This is a genomic window from Cytobacillus sp. T106, from assembly GCF_040492155.1.
GTDB classification, from domain to species: Bacteria; Bacillota; Bacilli; order Bacillales; family Cytobacillaceae; genus Bacillus_AB; species Bacillus_AB infantis.
In genome coordinates this window covers 1-19,654 of the sequence record NZ_JBEUMK010000006.1, presented here as the reverse complement: position 1 = coordinate 19,654, position 19,654 = coordinate 1, and the positions used below count along the sequence as shown (strand labels likewise).

Here is a 19,654-nt window from a genome sequence, read left to right as displayed (position 1 = left end):
ACAGCACGGCCGAAGCCGTGCTGTTCTCATTCTAGAGCAGCAAATAGACTAAAGGTGCAGCAATGACCAGCGTCAAGATCACCCTTTCAATCCATATGACGATCAGCACGGGAATTGAAAGAGGAATTTCCGTCGATACAATACAAGGCACAAGCGCCGAAAAAAAGATGATACCTGATACAGAGACAATAGCAATGACAACCTTCAGTTCCAGTGCAGCTTCAGTGACCAGCAAGGCAGGGAGAAACATTTCTGCTATGCCAAGTGCGCTTGCCTTAGCAGCAAGCATTGGCTCCGGCAGCTGCAGAACGGATGTGAACGGATAAAAGATATAGCCAATCCAGTCAAAAACCGGAGTGAACTCAGCTAAAACCAGGCCAAGCAGTCCGATCGACAGGATGGATGGCAGGATGGCCATAGCCATTAGCAGCCCATCTTTCAAGTTGACCCATATATTCTCCAAGAGGCGCGGTGAATATTCCGCTGTCTGCCTGGCCTCCGCCCATGCTGCAGCGAAAAGGTTTCCTTGAACCTTTTTTTCAGGCTGCGGAACAGATCCTTCGTAATAATCTTCTTTAATTTTCGACAGCGGCCAGATTCTGACCGTAATCGCTGTTACAAGGAAGGTTACGAAGAAAGTAAGCCAAAAATACAGATTCCACATTTCCATCAGCCCGAGGGTCTTTGCCACAATGACCATGAACGTGGCAGAAACAGTTGAAAAGCCGGTGGCAATGATGCTTGCTTCCTTGCCGTTATACTTGCCTTCTTTATAGATGCGGTTGGTTATTAAAAGGCCGACCGAATAGCTGCCCACAAAAGAAGCGACAGCATCAATGGCAGAACGCCCGGGCGTTTTCCAAATGGGCCGCATGATTGGCCTTGCAAGGACCCCGATGAATTCCAAAAGGCCGTAGCCTACCAGCAAAGAAAGGAATACAGCCCCTATCGGCACCAGCAGTCCGACGGGAACTACAAGCTTGTTGTATAAAAACGGCCCCATATCCGGATCAAACAGCCAGGCTGGACCCTGATTCAGGAGAATCATTATGCCTGTCAGCAGACCAGCCACTTTAAACATAGAAAAAATTATATCTGTAGCGGATTTCTTCCATTTCCCTGTCCAAAAAGGATATATGGCTCCTGCAGCCAAAATGAACAGAGTATAAAAAGGGATGGCAGGTTCCGCTGCCGTTTGGATATAGGTCACAAAATGATCAAGCAGGATGGATTTCTTTTCGCCGATTGTAATGGGGACAAAGAAAATGAACGCGCCTATGAAACTGTAAACGAAGAATTTCCACATAAATGGCGTTTTGATGCTTATGTCTGTACCGGGCTGTTTTGGCAGATTGGTTTCCATATCAATCGCTCCCTTAACAGTGAATGTTCAATCCTTCTTTCCGCATTGTGCAGCCGGTCATAAATTGCAGCCAGGCATAGACACCCGCTTTTACCGTTTCTGACACGTTGGAATCCTTTGTCGGGTCAAGACAGACAAAGTCAATATGCAAAACATGCGGACATTTGCCAATTTCGAGCAGGACATCAAACAGTTCGCCAGGCATCATACCGCCCGGAGTTGACGCAGGCACGCCCGGGGCTGCGGAGATGTCCAGAACATCCATATCCACTGTTACATAAACACGGTCTGTCCTGGCTGCCAAATCTTCCAGAGACTCCTGCACTGTTTGGATCAGCCCTTGCCTCCGGGCATTCTTCATGGTCACCATCCGGATCTTGTGTTCTTTTGCATATTGAACCAGCGGCCTTGCATTGAAATAGCCATGAAGTCCGATATTGACTATATCTTCCCCCTTCACAGCACCGCCATCGATAAGCTGGCGGATCGGTGTGCCATTCGCAGGCCCGAGCTCCTTCGGGTCCCTTACATCCAGATGGGTATCCAGCTGAAGGATCCCAATCCTTTCGTCAGGAAAAGCTTCCTTAATTCCGCGGACAGAGCAGGCAGTGACTGAATGGTCCCCGCCGATCAGGCAGCTGACAGATTCAGGGAAGCCTTTTGCCAGTGAACAGGCTGTCTCCTGAATACGGCTATGGGAAAGGGGGATATCAGTTGTATGCATAAGTACATCTCCTGCATCAGCAGCAGTTAAAGAGGTCAAATCGATATCTTCATCAAGATTATAGGCTGCGTATCCTTTCCACATTTTCCTGAATTCATCCGGGTATAAGGATGCACCTGAAACACTGATGGATGATCTTGATAAGGGTGCTCCATAAATGATGACATTGGGTTCCCCTTCTGTCTGTTCCAGCGGACGGATCCATTGATGGACGAATTCAGGGGAGCTGCCTTCAGCCGTATTCCAGGACCAGCCGGGTTTCGTCAGCCAGCGAGTCTCCATCCTAGCCCACCACCTTTATGCCTTTTTTCCAGACGGAATGGACATGATTGACCCCGAACAAATATTGCAGTTCCCGGTAGTCCTTCACATTCCACAAGACAATATCTGCCTGCTTGCCTTCTTCCAATGATCCTATCCGGTCTTCTCTCCTGATGGCGCATGCTGCATTATAGGTTGCAGCTGTCAATGCCTCTGCCGGCGTCATCCTCATCAGGATACAGGCAAGATTCATGACGAGGGGCATGGATGTTGTCGGCGATGAACCAGGATTGCAGTCTGTTGAGATTGCTACAGGCACCCCTCTGTCAATCATCATCCGCCCTTTGGCAGCTTCCTCCCGCAAATAAAGAGCCGTTGCCGGCAGCAGGCAGGCAATTGTACCTGCCTTTGCCATCGCCTCAATGCCAGCTTCCGAAGCCTTCAGCAGATGTTCTGCCGAAACAGCTCCCACCTTGGCAGCCAGCTCTGCGCCGCCATAGGACTCAATCTCATCTGCGTGTATCTTAGGAAGCAGCCCGAACTTTTTCCCGGCCTCAAGAATCCGCTCTGCCTGTTCAGGAGTATAGACTCCCACTTCGCAGAATACATCATTGAACTCTGCGAGCTTTTCAGCAGACACCTCCGGCAGCATCACTTCAATAATATAATCAACGAACTCATCTTCCCTTCCTTTGTATTCCGGCGGCACTGCATGTGCCCCCATGAAGGTCGGGACAATATCAACATGATGCTGTTCATTCAGTTTTTTCATCGTCCGCAGCTGCTTCAGCTCGGTTTCCAGCTCCATTCCATAACCGCTTTTTCCTTCTACTGTTGTAACTCCATGAGCAAGGAAGGAATCAAGGCGGACAGCAGTCTGCTCCAGCAGCTCCTCTTCCGATGCCTCCCTTGTCATTCTAGCTGTTGCGTGGATTCCGCCGCCGCTGTTCATGATATCCATATAGCTGGCACCTTCCAAGCGCATTTCAAACTCCTGTTCCCGGCTGCCGCCATATGCTGCATGAGTGTGGGGATCGATCAGTCCCGGAGTGACAAGCCGGCCGGAAGCGTCAATAATCTCTGCATCCTTCAGGATGGCAGCATATTTTTTTTCGATTTCCCCTGCTGAAGCTGCTGCCAAAATATTATTGCCCTTGATCAATAAGCTTCCGTTTTCAATCAGTCCGAGCTCTGACATATCACTTTTTGAGCGCGGACCTTTCACGCCTGAGGCGAGAGTCGCAAGCTGAGAGGCATTTTTAATCCATAAGATCCTGCTGCTCATGCCTGGTCACTCCCCTTATCAAGCATTGGCATTCTAATACCTTTTTCTCTCGCAGTTTTCTTTGCCAATTCATATCCAGCATCAGCATGACGGACAACTCCCATGCCGGGATCAGTAGTGAGCACCCTTTCAAGGCGCTTTTCAGCTTCCTTCGTGCCATCTGCAACTATGACTACACCCGAATGCTGGGAGTAGCCCATCCCGACTCCGCCTCCATGGTGAAGGGAGACCCAAGTAGCGCCGCCAACTGCATTGATGAGCGCATTGAGAATCGGCCAATCTGAAACAGCATCAGACCCGTCCAGCATGGATTCGGTTTCACGGTTCGGAGAAGCGACCGAACCTGAATCCAAATGGTCCCTGCCGATTACTACCGGTGCACTCAGTTCCCCGCTCGCGACCATATCATTAAGAATCTTGCCGAATCTGGCTCTTTCTCCGTAGCCAAGCCAGCATATGCGGGATGGGAGCCCCTGAAACTGGATTTTTTCCTGAGCCATCCTGATCCAATTGCATAAATGCTCATTATCGCTGAACTCTCTCAGGATAGCCCGGTCGGTTTTAAAAATATCCTCAGGATCTCCTGAAAGAGCCGCCCACCTGAAAGGTCCTTTTCCTTCACAAAACTGCGGCCGGATATAGGCAGGCACGAACCCGGGGAAAGCAAAAGCGTTTTCCACCCCTTCATCTTTTGCCACCTGGCGGATATTGTTTCCATAGTCAAAAGTAATCGTGCCATTTTCCATCATATCGAGCATAGCCCTTACATGATCTGCCATGGAAGATTTTGACCTTCTGACATATTCCCCGGGGTTCCCTGATCTCAGCTCCTCAGCTTCACTAATAGTCATGCCGGCAGGGATATAGCCATTCAGCGGGTCATGGGCAGAAGTTTGATCTGTCAGGACGTCAGGCATGAAATTCCTTTGCAGCATTTCCGGTAGGATTTCAGCAGCATTTCCTAAAAGACCGATGGACAGTGCTTTTCCTTCCTGCTTTGCCTGCACAGCCAGGGAAATGGCATCCTCCAATGAATCCGTTTTCATATCCGTGTAGCCTGTTTCAATCCTTCGGTCAATTCTTGTCTCATCCACTTCTATCCCGATGCAGACACCGCCATTCATCGTAACAGCGAGCGGCTGGGCCCCGCCCATGCCCCCGAGGCCTGCTGTTACAGTAATAGTGCCTTTAAGGGAACCTCCAAAATGCTGATTTGACAGCTCGGCAAAAGTCTCATATGTCCCCTGTACAATTCCCTGGGAACCAATGTAAATCCAGCTTCCGGCGGTCATCTGCCCGTACATCATAAGGCCCTTGCGGTCAAGCTCATGAAAAGTTTCCCAATTGGCATATGCCGGCACGAGGTTAGAATTGGCAATCAATACACGCGGAGCATCACTATGCGACTTAAAGACGGCTACGGGTTTGCCTGATTGGACAAGGAGGGTTTCGTCATTTTCCAGCTTCTTTAGCGTCTCTACTATAGCATCAAAGCTCTCCCAGTTTCTGGCCGCTTTCCCGATCCCCCCGTAGACGACCAGCTTATCAGGCATTTCTGCTACATCCGGATCCAGATTATTCATTAGCATCCTCAAGGCAGCTTCCTGCTGCCAGCCTTTTGTATTCAGTTGGTTCCCCCGGTATCTTTTCACTCTCTCAGCAGCTGTTTCCATCACTATTCCCTCCTGTTATAGTTTCTTTCATTTTACTTCTGGCCAGGAGGAAATTAATTTATAATCTGTTGATATTTTTACAAATGATTGCAGTTCAAAGATACTGAGGTAGACATAATTATGATGAATTTCAAAAATTTCAATTATACTTAGTTTTCCGCCTATAGGAAGCGGGTGTGGAAGATGCAATGGATTTAAACTTGGACGAAAAATAAGAGGGATGTGAATAGCCACACATAGCCGCAATTCTTTCAATTGGCAGATCTGTCTCAATCAGAAGCCGCTTTGCCTCACGGATCCTGATCTGGTGAAGCCTCTCGCGGAAGGTCAGTCCTTTCTCGGCAGCAAACCGCCGGCTCAATGTACTTTTATGTATTCCCAGGGATTCCGCACAATCTGATAAATTCCAGCCCTCGTTCCAGTAATTTGACTCTATTAGTTCTTCGGCTATTTCAACAGCCGGGACAGGATCAATAGCTTTGCGGCTATATTCCTCAAAAAGCCTGGCCGCAAATTTCTCCAGTTCATTGACAATCTCATGGATGGTCGGCGAATGGACAATCTTCTGAAAAACACGGTGGTAATTTTCCTCCAATATATCCGACTGCAGCTGATAGGTTTTCATATATCTTCTCGCCTGAGCAAGCACACTTGTCAGCCGGACCCTCACCAGCTCTGGATCAGGATATGGGGATTCAAGGGCAAGGAACTCCCTTTCACACCACAACCGAATGGCTTTTACGTCTCTTTTTTCAAGCATTTCTATCCATTCCCTCTGCTCGACCGGTGTCAGGAGAGGGTCCATTTCCTTTGTTAAAGACGGATGATTTTCTGAAATGATAATGTCATAGCCTTCAAAGAAGATCAGTTTGGTCAGCATCCGTACATGCTGGTAGGTATCCTTCAGTGATTGTGGTTTCCTGGTTTGATATACGATAACAGCAAGCGGGACAGGAAAGCTTTTTTTCCAAACCGCCATGAATGAGTGGAACTCGTCCAATGCCTCTCCTCCATATGGTGAAGTGCGGACAAATAGGACGAACTCTGACAAGGCGAACACTTGGCCGGCTTTAGCCGCAGTGCGGCTGCTCAATAAGCTGTATAATGACTCAAGCGCTGAGCTGTCAGGCGTCAGGAAAGCAGCCATGGTCAGACCCCTCTCCTCCTCCCCATTTGTGACAAACAAATCCGGATAGCCGGGTTCCTGTAATTGCGCTTGTCCGGCTTGCCCCTGCTCCGGCGAGTTCCTCAGCTCATACCTGATCTGCTGGACAGCCCTGATCAGTTCTGAAGAAGAAAAGGGCCTGAACAGCACATCCTCTCCCCTGTATTTAAGTGCGCGGTAGGCTGTCTGAAAAATCCTTTCAGAGGATATCCCCAGCCAGCATAATCTTTTACTCTTGAATTCTTCCGCTTCTTCGCCGGAGAATTGTTCCCAGCTGTCCATATTGATAATGACCAGTCCCGGTGAACCGTGTTCGATGGCAGCCAAAAAATCACGAATGTTTTTCCAAACCCTGAGATCTATCCCGCTTAAATGGGATTCCAGCACCCAGCGTATCCCCTGAGCCTCCAGATCATCTTTCGGAACTAAGTGAATGAGCATTGGAGCACTCCCTTCTCTGCCTCTCATGACATTTGCTTTGTATGATTGGACTACTTGCCGGCAATCCGGCTCTTCGTTATTTTCCCCATAGTGCATGGGATTTGCGATATAATATATATATCATGAAAATATCCAACACAGTTAAAGAAGGCAAAAAAATGAAAGCATATCTATTTAATTTTGCAGGCGGGAGGATTGTCAAAACCGGGATTGCTGTTTTTCTAACAGCCTTTATCTGCCATTTGCTGGATTGGCCTGCAATGTTCGCTGTCATAACAGCCATAGTAACAATAGAACCAACAGCTGCTGACTCGATAAGGAAGGCATTCATCCGCCTTCCCGCTTCTGCCATAGGAGCAGGTTTTGCCGTCTTTTTTGCATTTCTGTTCGGAGACAGTCCGTTTTCGTATGCATTCGTTTCCCTTGCAACCATCATTGCCTGCCATAGACTGAGGCTCTATGAGGGCACCGTTGTCGCTGTGCTCACCGGAGCTGCAATGATCTCAACTGTTCACGACCATTACGCAGCTTCTTTTTTCATACGTCTGGGCACAACCTGCACAGGCCTGATCGTCTCTACTTTGGTCAATATCTTTATCATGCCTCCGCAGTATTCTAAGACTATTACATTGGGAATAGACTCAGCTTTCGAAAAGGCTTCCTCTATTTTAATGACGGTATTCACCCATATCTCAGGTTCCCCCCGTGATAAAGCAGGAGTTCTCGAGGATTTCCAGAACCTGTCAAGGGATACGGACAAAATTGAAAAATTGTGCCTGTATCAGAAGGATGAGTGGAGGTTTCACCGTTTTACCCGCAAAGAAATACGGTGCTATAGACTTGAATACAAGAAATTAATTATTCTCCGGCAATTGATTTATCATATTGGCAACCTTGTTTACCTGCCAAAGTCCCGCTTTAGCCTGGATCTGAAAACCAATGCTGCGGCTATCCCGGTAATGGAAACCGTTTCATTCATTTTCAAGGATAAAGGCTTTATGCCGGCTGAGGATTATCTGGAGCAAGTAAATGCGCTCACACAATGGTTCAATGAACAGAAAGAAACATTTGCCCCGGCTGATTTGCAACCGCATCAGCATCATCATATCTCACCTGCGGCTGCGGTTTTATATGAGATCCTCTCGTTGCATGATCTTGCCGAAGAGCTGATCCATATCAGGTCACTTGAGGAGCGGAGTAAAGAGCTGCTTCAGCTGGCAAATGATACAGCCAGTGAAGGCAGATAATTTTTTAAAAAAAATATAAAAAAATAGTGTACAAACATAATTATTATGCTATAATAAATTCAGTTGCTAGTAAGCGGTTGTGGCGGAATGGCAGACGCGCTAGATTCAGGTTCTAGTGGGGGCAACCCCGTGGAGGTTCAAGTCCTCTCAGCCGCATAAAAGATTCACTAAGTAAAGCGATTTGCAGATGCAAATCGCTTTTTTCTATTCTTACAATAAAAATAAAGGCCAGCCCACGGGCTGCCCTTATTTTTCTGTTACAGAAGTTAAATGCATAGTATCCATATTGCCGGACTGCATAAAGGCTGCAAGATAATTGTAAATCTCTGCCCCAAGGATTTTGTAACCCCATTCGGTCAAATGGATTCCATCGGCCGAAATTAATTCTGCCAGGTCACCCGCCTGTTTTAATGCAGATCTTACATCGATTTTCAACACATTCAGTTCATCCGCAATTTTATTCAGACTCTGATTATATTTTCCATGCCAGTGCTCTATCCCGCCAACTCTGCATATCCAGCCGCTGATCTGTGAACTGAACTTGCCTGAAATATTCTCGTAATAGCGGACCGGATCAAGCGGAGGCAGGGTCAGGAGAATGGGAGTGATCCCGCTGTCCTTTACTTTCTCTATCATATATCTTAGATTGTCTGCATATTTGTCCAGCGGAACTGAAGCCCTATGTTCGCCGCCCGGATTTTGCGCGACCTCTTCCCATGAAAAATTGCAGTCATTGCCGCCAATGCTGATGATGGCAAAATCAGGTTTCTCATCAGTAACATCCCGTTCAAGCCTTGACAGCAGAAGATTCGAATTATCATTAAAGACACCTTTGTTCAACACTTCAATATGCAGTCCCGCTTCACCTGCACTATTATTTTTGAATAGCTCCTGGAGAACCGCTGGATAATTCTTTTTTAAGATTCTCAGCCGCCCTTTTAGGTAGGACACTCCGCGGGTTAGACTATCACCAAAGCAAACTATTTTCATGATGGACACCCTCTGTATTTCAAACTTTATTTTAGAATAGCATATTAGCCCGTTTAAAACGAATACGGTGTTCGGGCATTCCTCAAAAAAAAGGCTCAGCCAGGGGCTGAAGCCTTAAATCCTTATTGGCGGTAATTCTCCTGGTCCTCTATCCTTCCTTCATCATTATGGATAATAGCCATTGTCCCCGCTTCCTTCGCCATTTCCTTTGCCTTGTCCACAGCTTCGGACTTGGAGCCTGTTGTCAATTCCGGCTCATCTTCGCCTTCCTTTTTTACAGCCCAGCCTTCTTCATCATTTGGCACAACATGGAAATTCGCTTCATCTGTCCCTGCACGATCCTGGAAATACTGATTGCGGTCATCGCTGTTTTTATTATCTGCCATATGATCAGCCTCTTTCATTTAAATTTTTTATCCACTACACTATTACCCTTTCATTTTTGAAAAAAACACAGCCGGCACTATTCCGTCAAAAGAAAAAAGCCAATCAAAAGACTGGCTACTTCTTTTCGACACGGATCAATCCGTCCCTCATATTGTCTTTCTCAAAATAACAGACTACTGTATCCTCTTTTTTTATGATGATGTTCTGATCCAGGTCATCCAGTGTAAAAGAAATGCCCAATCCATCAGCAGACTTCCCATAGTATGTCCCTTCTTCAACCTTGGTAATTTTATATTCAAAAGAAACATAGTCTTTTTTCTCTTCTACGTTGGCATTTGTCTTTTTTGCATCGAAATCGAATGAGGAAATCAATACAAATAAAACAGCAGACAGCAGTGATAAAAGAATTAATCTTTTAGCCATATGTATCCCCCCATGGACATAGTTTAAGCATCAGAAATTTTCAGATTGACGCATTCTGCTTTTCTTTTCCCTGATTTCCTGCTGCCAAAACCATAATGATGAATTTTGAAGTTTTTATCATACTGCTGTTCCTGCCTGAAGGAAAGTGTCAAAAGACATAGCAGTGCCTATTTTTATAACAAAAAAAACTGGGCCTGCTATTGCAGTGCTCCAGCTTTTCCATTTTTACCTGTATCCTCTTTTTTAAGAAATATAAGATACATGATCATTGATAGCAATACTGATATTGCTGCAGTTAAATAAATGCTGCCATAGCCGAACCAGTGGCTGATCTGCCCGAATGCCATTGCTCCAATCCCTACACCAAGATCAAAGAAAGAAAAGAATGTTGCGTTGGCCATTCCCCTCCTGTTCCTTGGTGCCTGTTCAATCGACCATGCCTGCAGAGCAGGCTGCACACTTCCAAATCCGAATCCATAGAGCACTGCAGCGAGATATAAAATGCCGGTGCCCGGCAGCCATGAAAGCAGGACCATAGCGATTAATATCAGAAGAGCGCCTGGTACAAATATAGCTTTATGTCCCTTTAAATCATAAACCTTCCCGGCAAAGGTCCTTGTCAGCATAATGGATAGAGCATAAATAAGGAAATACCATTGAATTCCGCCGATGCCCTTTTGAGCTGTATAGAGCGGGAGGAAGGAAGCAATGCCCCCAAAAGTGACAGTAATAAAAAACAGCAGGACGGATGGTTTCAAGGCGCTTTTCTCATAAAAGTCCCATTTTACCGGAGTTGCAGCGGCCTGGCTTTCTTCTACTTTTTTATAGCGTATCCGTGATGAAAGTAAAAGAGCGGCACCGCCAAGAGCAGCACAAATTAAAAACAGCTGCTTGAATGTCAGTATTCCTGCAAGGGTGAGTCCCAGCGAAGGTCCAAGAGCAAGGGCGATATTGCCTGAAAGGCCATAATAGCCCATACCCTCCCCCCTCCTTTTAGGCGGAATCAGGTCACTTGCAATTGTCCCGGAAGCAGTAGTGGAAAATCCCCAGCCCACGCCCTGGATAATCCGTAATAGAAATAAAAATATGATTCCCGGTACGAACCCGAATGCTCCCACTGCAAGAATAAAAATAAAAAGGCCGAGCAAGTAAACCCAGCGCCTTCCTTTTGTTTCAAGAGCATGGCCGGCATAGGGCCTGAGAAGCAGGGCAGAAAATGTGAAAATACCGACCACGAATCCAATCAGCTGGTCGTTGCCTCCAAGCTCTTCGACAAATAAAGGGATGGTAGGCAATGTCATCTGAAAGCCTAAAAACACAAAAAAATTGGCAATGCAGATCAAGACAAAATCCCTTGTCCAAATTTTATCTGCACCTGAATCCTGCCGGAGATCCACTTTGCTATTTTCTTCATCCATAAATGGTTCTCCTCTCTATGTAAAAATCACCCTTTATTTTACAGCAATCATGAGCAGCTGCCTAATAAACGGCCTTTCTATTTTATATTTTGTACAGCAGCATGAAACTATAACGGAAATTCCGGGAAAATATGTTTAGCAGCCGGAAAAGACGGGTATATAATGCGGAACGGTTTCCTGAACCGCTGTCATACATAATACTTTTACAGGTAATTGCTTCCCCGGCCTGTCTGAATTAAAACTGTTTTATGAGGAGCTGAAAATGCTCCCTTTCCTAAAGGAGATAGTGAGAATGTCAATTTTAATAGTGGATGACAACCAGGTGAATTTGTTTGTAGTTGAAAAAATTCTCAGGAATGCCGGCTATGAAGACTACCGGTCATTTACCTCGGCTAAAGACCTGTTCAAGCACTTGGAAAACGCGGGGCCCGCTTTTGCCCAAAACACCGCGGATGTCATCCTGATGGATATTATGATGCCTGAAATGGACGGGATCGAAGCATGCAGGCGCCTCCAGGAGAATCCGCTGTACCGTGACATCCCTGTCATATTTGTCACCGCCCTTGAGGATTCCCAAAAGGTAGCAGAGGCACTGGATGTAGGCGGCATTGACTACATAACAAAGCCTATCAATAAAGTGGAGCTTGCAGCCAGATTAAGAGTAGCTTTAAGGCTTAAGGAAGAAAAAGATTGGCATAAAGAGCACGAAAAGAAAATAAGGGATGAATTGGATCTTGCTCAGCAGGTCCAGCATAATCTTTTGAGCGAAATGGTTCAGGAGGATCACATACATATTAATGCTTCCTATATTCCGGCTTTTAAACTGGCAGGAGATATGTATTATTGGCATAAGATTGATGAGAACAGGTATGCTGCCATTGTTTTGGATATGATGGGGCATGGCATTTCAGCCTCCCTTGTCTGCATGTTCATCTCTTCTGTCCTGAGGGACGTTATCAGGAATTTCAGCGAGCCTGAAAGAGTAATCAAAGAGCTGAATAAATGGATGGTTATGCTTGAGAAAAAAAAGAGCGGACTCCACTACTATTTTACAGCTGTATACCTGGTGATCGATACAAAGAAAAAAACAGTAGAATACGTTAATGCCGGGCATCCGCCATGCTTTGCCCTTGTGGATGGTCGGGAGACAGTTCCAATGAAAAAAGGAAGCTGCGCCATTGGCTTTTGGGAAAACATAAAAGTCGAAAAATCTATCATTGAATACGAAAAGAGCATTCAAATCCTTTTATATACCGACGGGGTGATGGAAGCCATTGAACGGAAGTTTGAGGATGGCATTCCCTTGCTGGCAGAGGCTGCGGGCAGGAAATGGGACAAAGAAACAATTGATGCGCCCATTAATCTTGTCATCCCAAAAGAGCTCCAAGCATGCCAGCCGGACGATATGTGTGTCGTCATGATCCAAGCCAAGGCGGAAAGCGAACAGGTGCTGAAGCATCCGGCCATTGAAGCCGCACAGAAATATTCTGCTGCCGGGCTTGCTTAGAGAGATGCAGACTGGCCAGCAGGGCTGCACCCAATAAATTACCATGGGTTGCAGCAAAATGTCCTGTCCTGTCCCAAAACTATGTAAAATATCAAATGGAAGGGCGGAACCATCATTGGTTCCGCCCTTCTTATTCTGAATTTCTGCCTAACGATTCAGGCAATCTCCTTACTTTTTCGTATATAATCTCTCTTTGCCATCAAACTCCGCATAATTTTCCTTTGAACGTCCGATTCTCAGCGTTTCTTTGTTTCCAAGTCCCAGGAACCCGCCAACAGAAAGACTCTCATGAAATAGGTCAAGGACATCCTGCTGCAAATGAGGTGTAAAATAAATCATTACATTTCTGCAGATGATGACATGAAACTCATTGAAAGAGCCGTCAGTCACCAGGTTATGCTGGGCAAATATCACATTTTTTACAAGCTCCCGGTGAAAATAGGCATTGAATTCGTCAGTAGAATAATATTCTGAAAAAGCCCTCTTCCCTCCCGCCTGGATGTAATTCTTAGTATAAGTCTGCATCCTGGCAAGGGAAAATGTCCCGCTCTCTGCCTGTTTTAAAACATTTTCGTTTATATCGGTCGCATAAATCCTGGTTTTGCTGCCAAGTCCCTCTTCTTCCATTAATATTGCCATAGAATATGCTTCTTCCCCTGTAGCACAGCCTGCATGCCATATCCGGATTTCCGGGAGAGCTCTGAGACGGGGTACAACCTTTTCACGAAAAGCTCTAAAAAAGGACGGGTCCCGGAACATTTCTGTCACACTGATGGATAAATCGTCCAATATTCTATTAATGAAGCCTGGATAGTGCAGGACTTTCTCAGTGAGCCTGCTGATTGTCGGAATCTGCTCCAGCCTCATTCTATGCTGTATCCTTCTTTCCACAGAGGAGCGCATATATTGGCGGTAATCATAGCCGGAAATCAGGTAGACCGCCTCAAGGAGCAGATCCATCTCAATTTTTTCCCGTTCGTCCGCCTTAAGCACATCCTTTTTCACACATATGCCCCTTTCCAATTTACTTTGAAGCTTTTGTCAGCCACACCCGCATGACGGACAGGAGCTGATCAAGCTTCAGGGGCTTGCTGATATAATCGGATGCACCTGCATCCAGACATTTCTGCTTGTCCCCTTTCATCGCTTTTGCAGTCAATGCAATGATCGGCATTTGTTCAAGTCCATCCATGGATCTCAGCCGCTGCATTGTTTCATACCCATCCATAACAGGCATCATAATATCCATCAGAATAATGTCAATATCCCTTTTCTGCCCGACCATTTCCAGGCATTCCTGCCCGTTCTGCACTGTGGTAACTTCCATGCCCTCAGCTTTAAGCGCTTTTTCAAGCGCATAGATATTGCGGTTGTCATCATCACATATTAGCACAGATTTATTCTTAAAGATATGACGGATTTCCTTTGAAATTCCCGCAGGAACTTCCGGTTCCTCCACACCCGTGTCTGTAATTGTTTCTTCTGCGGCAGCCGAAGCGGCTATTTCGAGGTGTGCTGCAGTATGCTGTTCTTCCTCAAGGCCATTAGGAAGGCTAGGTATAAACAGTGTAAAGGTACTTCCCTTCCCTTCCTCGCTATCCACGAATATCCAGCCTCCCAAAAGCTTTGCAAATTCCCTGCATATGGAAAGGCCAAGCCCTGTGCCTCCGTATTTCCTTACAGATGCACCATCTCCCTGCTGAAATGCTTCAAAGATGATCGACTGCTTGCTTTCAGGAATGCCTATTCCTGTATCAGACACTTTTATCTCTGTCCAAAAATCAGTTTTTGATTTTAAAGGCAGATTTTTTGTCTTTTCAGGATCAGCAAGATTTACTTCGATCGAAACAGAGCCCTTCTCTGTGAATTTAAAGCTGTTAGAAAGCAGGTTCTTGATAATCTGCTGGAATCTTTGCTGATCAGTATACATGATTCCGGGAAGGTCTTCAGCAATTGAAATATTAAAGTCCAGATTCTTCTTTTGTGCAAGGTGGCTGAAATTATATTCCAGATAAGAAGGCAATTCGCTCAAATTCATCTCTTCAAAGAGCATATCCAGCTTTCCGGCCTCAATCTTAGATAAGTCCAGGATGTCATTAATGAGAGAAAGCAGGTCTTTTCCTGATGAGTGGATTACTTTAGCTACTTCCTTTTGCTCCTCAGGTATCTCTTCACCCTGCCCCTCTGACAGCATTTCTGACAACAGCAGGATGCTGTTCAGCGGGGTTCTGAGCTCGTGCGACATATTGGCCAGGAATTCAGATTTATATTTTGAGCTCAATAACAGCTGTTCTGCTTTTTCTTCAATATCCTTATTGGCCTGCTGCAGATCCCGGGATTTTTTTTCTGCATCTCTTGTTCTTTCTTCAAGCTGTTCATTGATCATCCTAAGCTCTTCCGATTGCGACTGCAGCTCTTCTGACTGGACCTGAAGTTCCTCAGACTGAGTCTGGAGCTCTTCTGACTGTACTTGGAGCTCTTCTGTCATCATCTGGGATTCTTTTAACAGCCGCTCGATTTCCATTCTTCCGAGCACACTGTTGACTGTAATACCGAGCGTATCCAGCAGCTGTGTCAGAAGCTTCTCTTCAAGAGCTGTGAACTCCCTGATGGAAGCAAACTCTACGACTGCAGTGACATTCCCTTCAAACAGGACCGGGGCAATCAGTATGCTTTTAGGCTTCATTTCCCCAAGTCCGGAACTGACAAGAGAGTAGTCGTCGGGAATCTCCTTCAGCACCCTGGTCCGCTTATCCAAGGCTGCCTGTCCGATGAGTCCTTCGCCAAGGTAGAATTCCTCCCTGCCAGCATCTTTTCCATCTCCCGCATAGCTCGCCTGCTTAAGGAACTTCATGTCCCTGCCTTCGCCATTGCGCAAATAAAACGCCCCGGCAGAAGCATCCAGAATAACAGCTGCTTCTGCTATAAATTTTTCTCCCAGCGTCCTGATATCCGTTATATCCTGGTACATCGTAGCGATGTCTGCAATATTCGTCTGCAGCCAATTTTGTTCAGATATATGTTTCGTATAGTCTTTTTCTTTTAAACTATAGTCTTCAAGCGATGCAGCCATCTCATTGAAAGCAAGACCGATTTCGCCTATTTCATCCTTTGTATTAATTTCTACCCTGGGAAGGGAAGAAAGATCGGCATAATTCACCCGGGATATGACATTGATTATCTTTTTCAGGCTCATGGATGTGCTTCTAATCACCCAGAAAGCCGCTGCCACGACAGCAGTAAGACAAAGGATGGACCCTGCTATAATGCTGATTATCATTTGATCATATGTATCACGCGACTTCTCCACTGAAGCACCCATCAGGCTTTCCTGAAAAGCACTGAAGTCAGATAAGTCTTCACTAAGGCTGTCTCTCTGCTCCTGACGGCTTTCCATAAGCCTCCGCAAATCTGCTGCAGGTACATCACCATCCAGCGCCCTTATCAGATCATCCTCTGTGTTGATCAAGGCGGAGTATTCAATCTGGATCTGCGTGAGCAGATCCCGTGCCTCCTCACGATTGAGGCGGTCCTCAAGAAATGCTATGCCCTGCAGAATTGCGTTTCTGTTTTCCTCAATTCTCTCTTTGCTTTCCGCATCGGCAGCCTTTTCACTGTTAATCAGCTGCAGAATCACCTGGTCAGACTGGGTAAATCCCTGCCTGATTTCACCAGCTGTTTTAACTTTTTCATATCTGTCCTCAGTGATTTCCCTAAGGTTGCTTCTCATCCCATTCATAAAATAAACTGTCAAGAATAGGATCGCTGCCACAAATAGCATAATGATCCCAAAACCCAGGAACTGTTTCTTTCTAAAACTCATAATTTCCCCCCTAATTCAGCACTGAATGCCTATAAATAGAAAAGCGGACAGAATCCGACCTCTTTTTATACCCTTTCTTTTATGTTTCAAACATCTTTTTAAGAAAAAAATAAAAAAACCGCTCACTTTTGAGCGGCGTCCATCTTATTTTTCCAGTAATTCTCCAATTTCTACTGTCGACCTTTCTTCAAGCGGACCTCTCAAATGTACTGTTGCAGTCCGGCCATCTTCATTGAGGCTGTCAATCCATACTGATGCGCCATTATAAGTGACTTCAATGTCTGCAGATGAAGAAAGGATCTGTTTCACACGGTTTGCGTTCAAAGCAATCCCTCCAAAAAAGTTTTGTCGGTTTAGCATTTCGCAGCTGGAAGATATTTATTCCTGTTCACATCAGCTTTGATATAAAGGCAGTTGCAATGCCGAAATAAACGAATAGCGAGATAATATCATTCAAGGTTGTAATCAAAGGCCCGGAAGCCACTGCCGGATCAATATTCAGCTTATAGAGGACAAGCGGCACTATTGTCCCCGCTAGAGTTCCTATAATCAAGGTGATAATAAGAGAGCCGCCAACCACCAGGCCCAAAAATCCATTACCCTGCCAGATATATGCGATCACAGATATCAGAATGCCGCAAGTCACCCCAATAATAATCCCGACAGCAAGCTCCCTGAGAATCAGCTTTGCTGCAAGCTCCCGATCAACATCTCGGCTGATCAGCCCCCTTACAACAACTGCGAGAGATTGTGTTCCTGTATTCCCTGTCATCCCGGCTATCATCGGCATAAAGAAAGCCAGTGCAACCACCTTGGAAATCGTCTCTTCAAAGCTGCTGATGATCGATCCCGAAACAAGTCCGATAAATAGCAGCAGAATCAGCCATGGCAGCCTCCGATAGGCAGCCACGAAAGCTTTAGTGTCAAAATCAATCGATTTTCCGGAAGCTGAGAGCTTTTCAATATCCTCTGTAGCTTCCCTGATAACCACATCAATGATATCATCCACCGTAATGATGCCTACAAGCCGATCATTCTCTTCTACTACAGGCAGTGCCAGGAAATCATAGCGTTCAATCAGCATGGCTGCATCTTCCTGATCCGTTTCCGCATGAACAGAAATCACCCTGCTGAACATAATATCCCTAATCTGTTCATGAGGCTCTGCTAGAATCAAATCTCTGTAAGAAACAACTCCTGTCAAACGTTTGTCTCCATCTATCACATATAAGTAATTGATTGTTTCCGAAAATACAGCAAAAGATTTCATTTTTGCAACTGTTTCACTGACCGTATAGCTTTCCGGAATCCACACAAACCGGTTCGTCATGATCCTGCCTGCTGTTTCAGACGGGTAATTCATGATGCTCTGGACAATCTGGGATTCCTCCTGCTTCATACCAGCCAGGAGCTCCTCTATCCTTCCAGGTGAAAGGCCTTCTAACAGCAAGGCCAAATCGTCATTATCCATCAGATCCATGACCTGGCCCGATTTTTCCACACCAAGTTTTACTAAAACTCCATACTGTTCGTCCCTTTCAAGCTCTTCAAGCAGATCTGCAATCTGCTCGGGATCAAGCAGAAGGATGAATCTCGAGCGATGCTTCTCCGGAAGCTCCTCATACAGCCTGGCAATATCATAAGGCTGCAATTCCGCAATCAGTCCCTGGAATTGCTGTTTATCCGCTTCTTTTAAATGTTTGATCAATTTTACCAAATATTGTTCATCAATCATCAATTATCAACCCCTTTGGCTTCGCTTCTACTATTCCCCATTTCTGTCTTCGCAAAGCCAGCCGCAGTTTTAATCCAATTTTCTGTCGTACAAACCTATATTGCTGAATAGAATTGTACAAGCAGCAAATGAAAAGGAGTTGTTTTTTTTGAGCATATTTTTAAGCTATATCTTTTTAGGGCTTTCCCTGGCAGCTCCTATTGGCCCTATAAATGCAGCTCAGCTGGACAAGGGTATCAAAAACGGCTTTTTCCACGCCTGGCTTGTCGGATTGGGAGCAATGATAGCAGATGGAGTATATATGGTTGCCGTCTACATGGGGGTCGTGAATTTTCTTGAGATTCCTTTCGTAAAATCATTTTTATGGCTTTTTGGTTTTTTTGTGCTCGTTTATACAGGAATTGAAAGCCTTTTAACAGCAGGAAAGGTAGTATCAAACGACCGCCTTAAAGACGAATCGGCAGCAAAGTCTTTTATTTCCGGCTTTCTTATGTCCATTTCCAATCCCCTGACCATTCTTTTTTGGCTTGGCATATATGGCTCTGTATTGGCTAAAACAGCCGCAGAATATGATAAAAGCCAGATATTGATATACAGCTGTGCAATCTTTATAGGGCTGCTGTTATGGGATTTGACAATGGCAGCGGTAGCAAGCAGCTTCAGAAGGTTCATGACCAGCAGGATACTCACGCTCATTTCTATCTTTTCCGGACTCTCCCTTATCGGGTTTGGACTTTATTTCGGGTATGAGGCATATAAGCTGTTTTTCTAACAATCATAGAAGTTCAGGAAAGTGCAGTCTCCCTGGAAGCTGAAAAATCAGCGGTGATTGATGTGGAGATCAGAAATAGCGTTCATTTTGCTGTAAGCATAGCAGATTGGACGGTTGGTTTGGTGTAAGTGATTCTGTTCGCGACTGTGCAGGGGATGCAGCTGCTGGCACTAGTCAGATTTAAGGCATATGGTAAATTAAATGGGAAAGTCGGTAAATTAATCTTTCAAATGGTAGAATAATCCGCAAATTCGGTAGATTATCGGGCCAATTGATGAGATTCACGCTTTAAGCCGCTGCTCTCCCCATTATTGCAATCTAAAAACCAGCTCGTCCGCCCGGCCGATAATTTTTACTCAAGAGCAATCCTGTTTATATAAACTTCTCCTTTTCCACTAAAAAATCGCAAAAAAAAGAACAGTCCCACAGACTGTTCTTTT

At 45.5% G+C, this 19,654-nt stretch carries 16 protein-coding genes and 1 tRNA gene; 4 read left to right on the top strand and 13 right to left on the bottom strand.

Annotated elements, in window-relative coordinates; genetic code table 11:
• Window positions 1–31: 31 nt before the first annotated feature.
• The 5 genes from ABU165_RS12680 to ABU165_RS12660 form a co-directional block, all read right to left on the bottom strand.
• Complete coding sequence (locus tag ABU165_RS12680; RefSeq protein ID WP_318060402.1) at window positions 32–1,363, bottom strand: YjiH family protein; 1,332 nt, start codon at window positions 1,361–1,363, stop codon at window positions 32–34.
• 13 nt (window positions 1,364–1,376) lie between these two features.
• Window positions 1,377–2,369 (bottom strand): agmatinase family protein, encoded by a 993-nt coding sequence (locus ABU165_RS12675; RefSeq protein WP_148949221.1) that lies wholly within the window; start codon window positions 2,367–2,369, stop codon window positions 1,377–1,379.
• A 1-nt stretch (window position 2,370) separates the two neighbouring features.
• Entirely contained in the window at window positions 2,371–3,633 is a 1,263-nt protein-coding gene (gene hutI / locus ABU165_RS12670) for an imidazolonepropionase (protein ID WP_318060403.1), read from the bottom strand.
• Window positions 3,630–5,306, bottom strand: coding sequence for a urocanate hydratase (hutU, locus tag ABU165_RS12665; RefSeq protein WP_306010263.1), 1,677 nt, complete (start codon window positions 5,304–5,306; stop codon window positions 3,630–3,632). The genes hutI and hutU overlap by 4 nt, the downstream gene beginning before the upstream one ends.
• 139 nt (window positions 5,307–5,445) lie before the next feature.
• Complete coding sequence (locus tag ABU165_RS12660; protein ID WP_306010264.1) at window positions 5,446–6,912, bottom strand: response regulator transcription factor; 1,467 nt, start codon at window positions 6,910–6,912, stop codon at window positions 5,446–5,448.
• 158 nt (window positions 6,913–7,070) lie between these two features.
• Between ABU165_RS12660 and ABU165_RS12655 the strand changes: the two genes are divergently transcribed.
• Together ABU165_RS12655 and ABU165_RS12650 are read left to right on the top strand one after the other, a co-directional pair.
• Window positions 7,071–8,159 (top strand): aromatic acid exporter family protein, encoded by a 1,089-nt coding sequence (locus tag ABU165_RS12655; protein ID WP_306010265.1) that lies wholly within the window; start codon window positions 7,071–7,073, stop codon window positions 8,157–8,159.
• A gap of 73 nt (window positions 8,160–8,232) precedes the next feature.
• A tRNA-Leu gene (locus ABU165_RS12650) sits at window positions 8,233–8,315 on the top strand.
• A gap of 90 nt (window positions 8,316–8,405) precedes the next feature.
• Here the strand turns inward: ABU165_RS12650 and ABU165_RS12645 are convergent.
• The 4 genes from ABU165_RS12645 to ABU165_RS12630 all read right to left on the bottom strand — a co-directional run bounded on the left by ABU165_RS12645 (window position 8,406) and on the right by ABU165_RS12630 (window position 11,377).
• The gene (locus ABU165_RS12645; RefSeq protein WP_306010266.1) at window positions 8,406–9,149 is read right to left on the bottom strand and encodes an SGNH/GDSL hydrolase family protein; all 744 of its coding nucleotides are present in this window, start codon (window positions 9,147–9,149) and stop codon (window positions 8,406–8,408) included.
• Window positions 9,150–9,271: 122 nt separating this feature from the next.
• Window positions 9,272–9,535: a DUF2188 domain-containing protein gene (locus ABU165_RS12640; RefSeq protein ID WP_022544061.1), complete on the bottom strand. Its 264-nt coding sequence runs from the start codon at window positions 9,533–9,535 to the stop codon at window positions 9,272–9,274.
• A 115-nt stretch (window positions 9,536–9,650) separates the two neighbouring features.
• Window positions 9,651–9,959, bottom strand: a complete 309-nt coding sequence (locus tag ABU165_RS12635) for a hypothetical protein (RefSeq protein ID WP_009795548.1) — start codon at window positions 9,957–9,959, stop codon at window positions 9,651–9,653.
• 197 nt (window positions 9,960–10,156) lie between these two features.
• Window positions 10,157–11,377, bottom strand: coding sequence for an MFS transporter (locus ABU165_RS12630; RefSeq protein ID WP_318060404.1), 1,221 nt, complete (start codon window positions 11,375–11,377; stop codon window positions 10,157–10,159).
• Window positions 11,378–11,669: 292 nt separating this feature from the next.
• On the opposite strand from ABU165_RS12630, the gene ABU165_RS12625 reads away from it, so the two are divergent.
• Window positions 11,670–12,884, top strand: coding sequence for a fused response regulator/phosphatase (locus ABU165_RS12625; RefSeq protein WP_009795545.1), 1,215 nt, complete (start codon window positions 11,670–11,672; stop codon window positions 12,882–12,884).
• 168 nt (window positions 12,885–13,052) lie between these two features.
• Here ABU165_RS12625 and ABU165_RS12620 read toward each other — a convergent pair whose 3' ends face one another.
• The 4 genes from ABU165_RS12620 to mgtE form a co-directional block, all read right to left on the bottom strand.
• Window positions 13,053–13,844, bottom strand: a complete 792-nt coding sequence (locus ABU165_RS12620; protein ID WP_083783141.1) for a CheR family methyltransferase — start codon at window positions 13,842–13,844, stop codon at window positions 13,053–13,055.
• A 64-nt stretch (window positions 13,845–13,908) separates the two neighbouring features.
• On the bottom strand, window positions 13,909–16,707 hold the full coding sequence (locus tag ABU165_RS12615; RefSeq protein ID WP_318060405.1) for a sensor histidine kinase: 2,799 nt from the start codon (window positions 16,705–16,707) through the stop codon (window positions 13,909–13,911).
• A 144-nt stretch (window positions 16,708–16,851) separates the two neighbouring features.
• Window positions 16,852–17,031, bottom strand: coding sequence for an H-type small acid-soluble spore protein (locus ABU165_RS12610; RefSeq protein WP_022544063.1), 180 nt, complete (start codon window positions 17,029–17,031; stop codon window positions 16,852–16,854).
• A gap of 64 nt (window positions 17,032–17,095) precedes the next feature.
• Window positions 17,096–18,442 (bottom strand): magnesium transporter, encoded by a 1,347-nt coding sequence (gene mgtE, locus ABU165_RS12605; RefSeq protein WP_318060406.1) that lies wholly within the window; start codon window positions 18,440–18,442, stop codon window positions 17,096–17,098.
• A gap of 148 nt (window positions 18,443–18,590) precedes the next feature.
• Here mgtE and ABU165_RS12600 point away from each other — a divergent pair, with 148 nt between their 5' ends.
• On the top strand, window positions 18,591–19,214 hold the full coding sequence (locus ABU165_RS12600) for a LysE family transporter (protein WP_318060407.1): 624 nt from the start codon (window positions 18,591–18,593) through the stop codon (window positions 19,212–19,214).
• Window positions 19,215–19,654: the final 440 nt, after the last annotated feature.

Coding starts and splice junctions, on each gene's coding strand:
- ABU165_RS12630 (WP_318060404.1), bottom strand. CDS start 11,377: ATGGATGAAGAAAATAGCAAAGTGGATCTCCGGCAGGATTCAGGTGCA.
- ABU165_RS12660 (WP_306010264.1), bottom strand. CDS start 6,912: ATGCTCATTCACTTAGTTCCGAAAGATGATCTGGAGGCTCAGGGGATA.
- ABU165_RS12635 (WP_009795548.1), bottom strand. CDS start 9,959: ATGGCTAAAAGATTAATTCTTTTATCACTGCTGTCTGCTGTTTTATTT.
- ABU165_RS12620 (WP_083783141.1), bottom strand. CDS start 13,844: ATGGATCTGCTCCTTGAGGCGGTCTACCTGATTTCCGGCTATGATTAC.
- ABU165_RS12680 (WP_318060402.1), bottom strand. CDS start 1,363: ATGGAAACCAATCTGCCAAAACAGCCCGGTACAGACATAAGCATCAAA.
- hutU (WP_306010263.1), bottom strand. CDS start 5,306: ATGGAAACAGCTGCTGAGAGAGTGAAAAGATACCGGGGGAACCAACTG.
- ABU165_RS12645 (WP_306010266.1), bottom strand. CDS start 9,149: ATGAAAATAGTTTGCTTTGGTGATAGTCTAACCCGCGGAGTGTCCTAC.
- ABU165_RS12615 (WP_318060405.1), bottom strand. CDS start 16,707: ATGAGTTTTAGAAAGAAACAGTTCCTGGGTTTTGGGATCATTATGCTA.
- ABU165_RS12655 (WP_306010265.1), top strand. CDS start 7,071: ATGAAAGCATATCTATTTAATTTTGCAGGCGGGAGGATTGTCAAAACC.
- ABU165_RS12640 (WP_022544061.1), bottom strand. CDS start 9,535: ATGGCAGATAATAAAAACAGCGATGACCGCAATCAGTATTTCCAGGAT.
- ABU165_RS12625 (WP_009795545.1), top strand. CDS start 11,670: ATGTCAATTTTAATAGTGGATGACAACCAGGTGAATTTGTTTGTAGTT.
- ABU165_RS12675 (WP_148949221.1), bottom strand. CDS start 2,369: ATGGAGACTCGCTGGCTGACGAAACCCGGCTGGTCCTGGAATACGGCT.
- mgtE (WP_318060406.1), bottom strand. CDS start 18,442: ATGATTGATGAACAATATTTGGTAAAATTGATCAAACATTTAAAAGAA.
- hutI (WP_318060403.1), bottom strand. CDS start 3,633: ATGAGCAGCAGGATCTTATGGATTAAAAATGCCTCTCAGCTTGCGACT.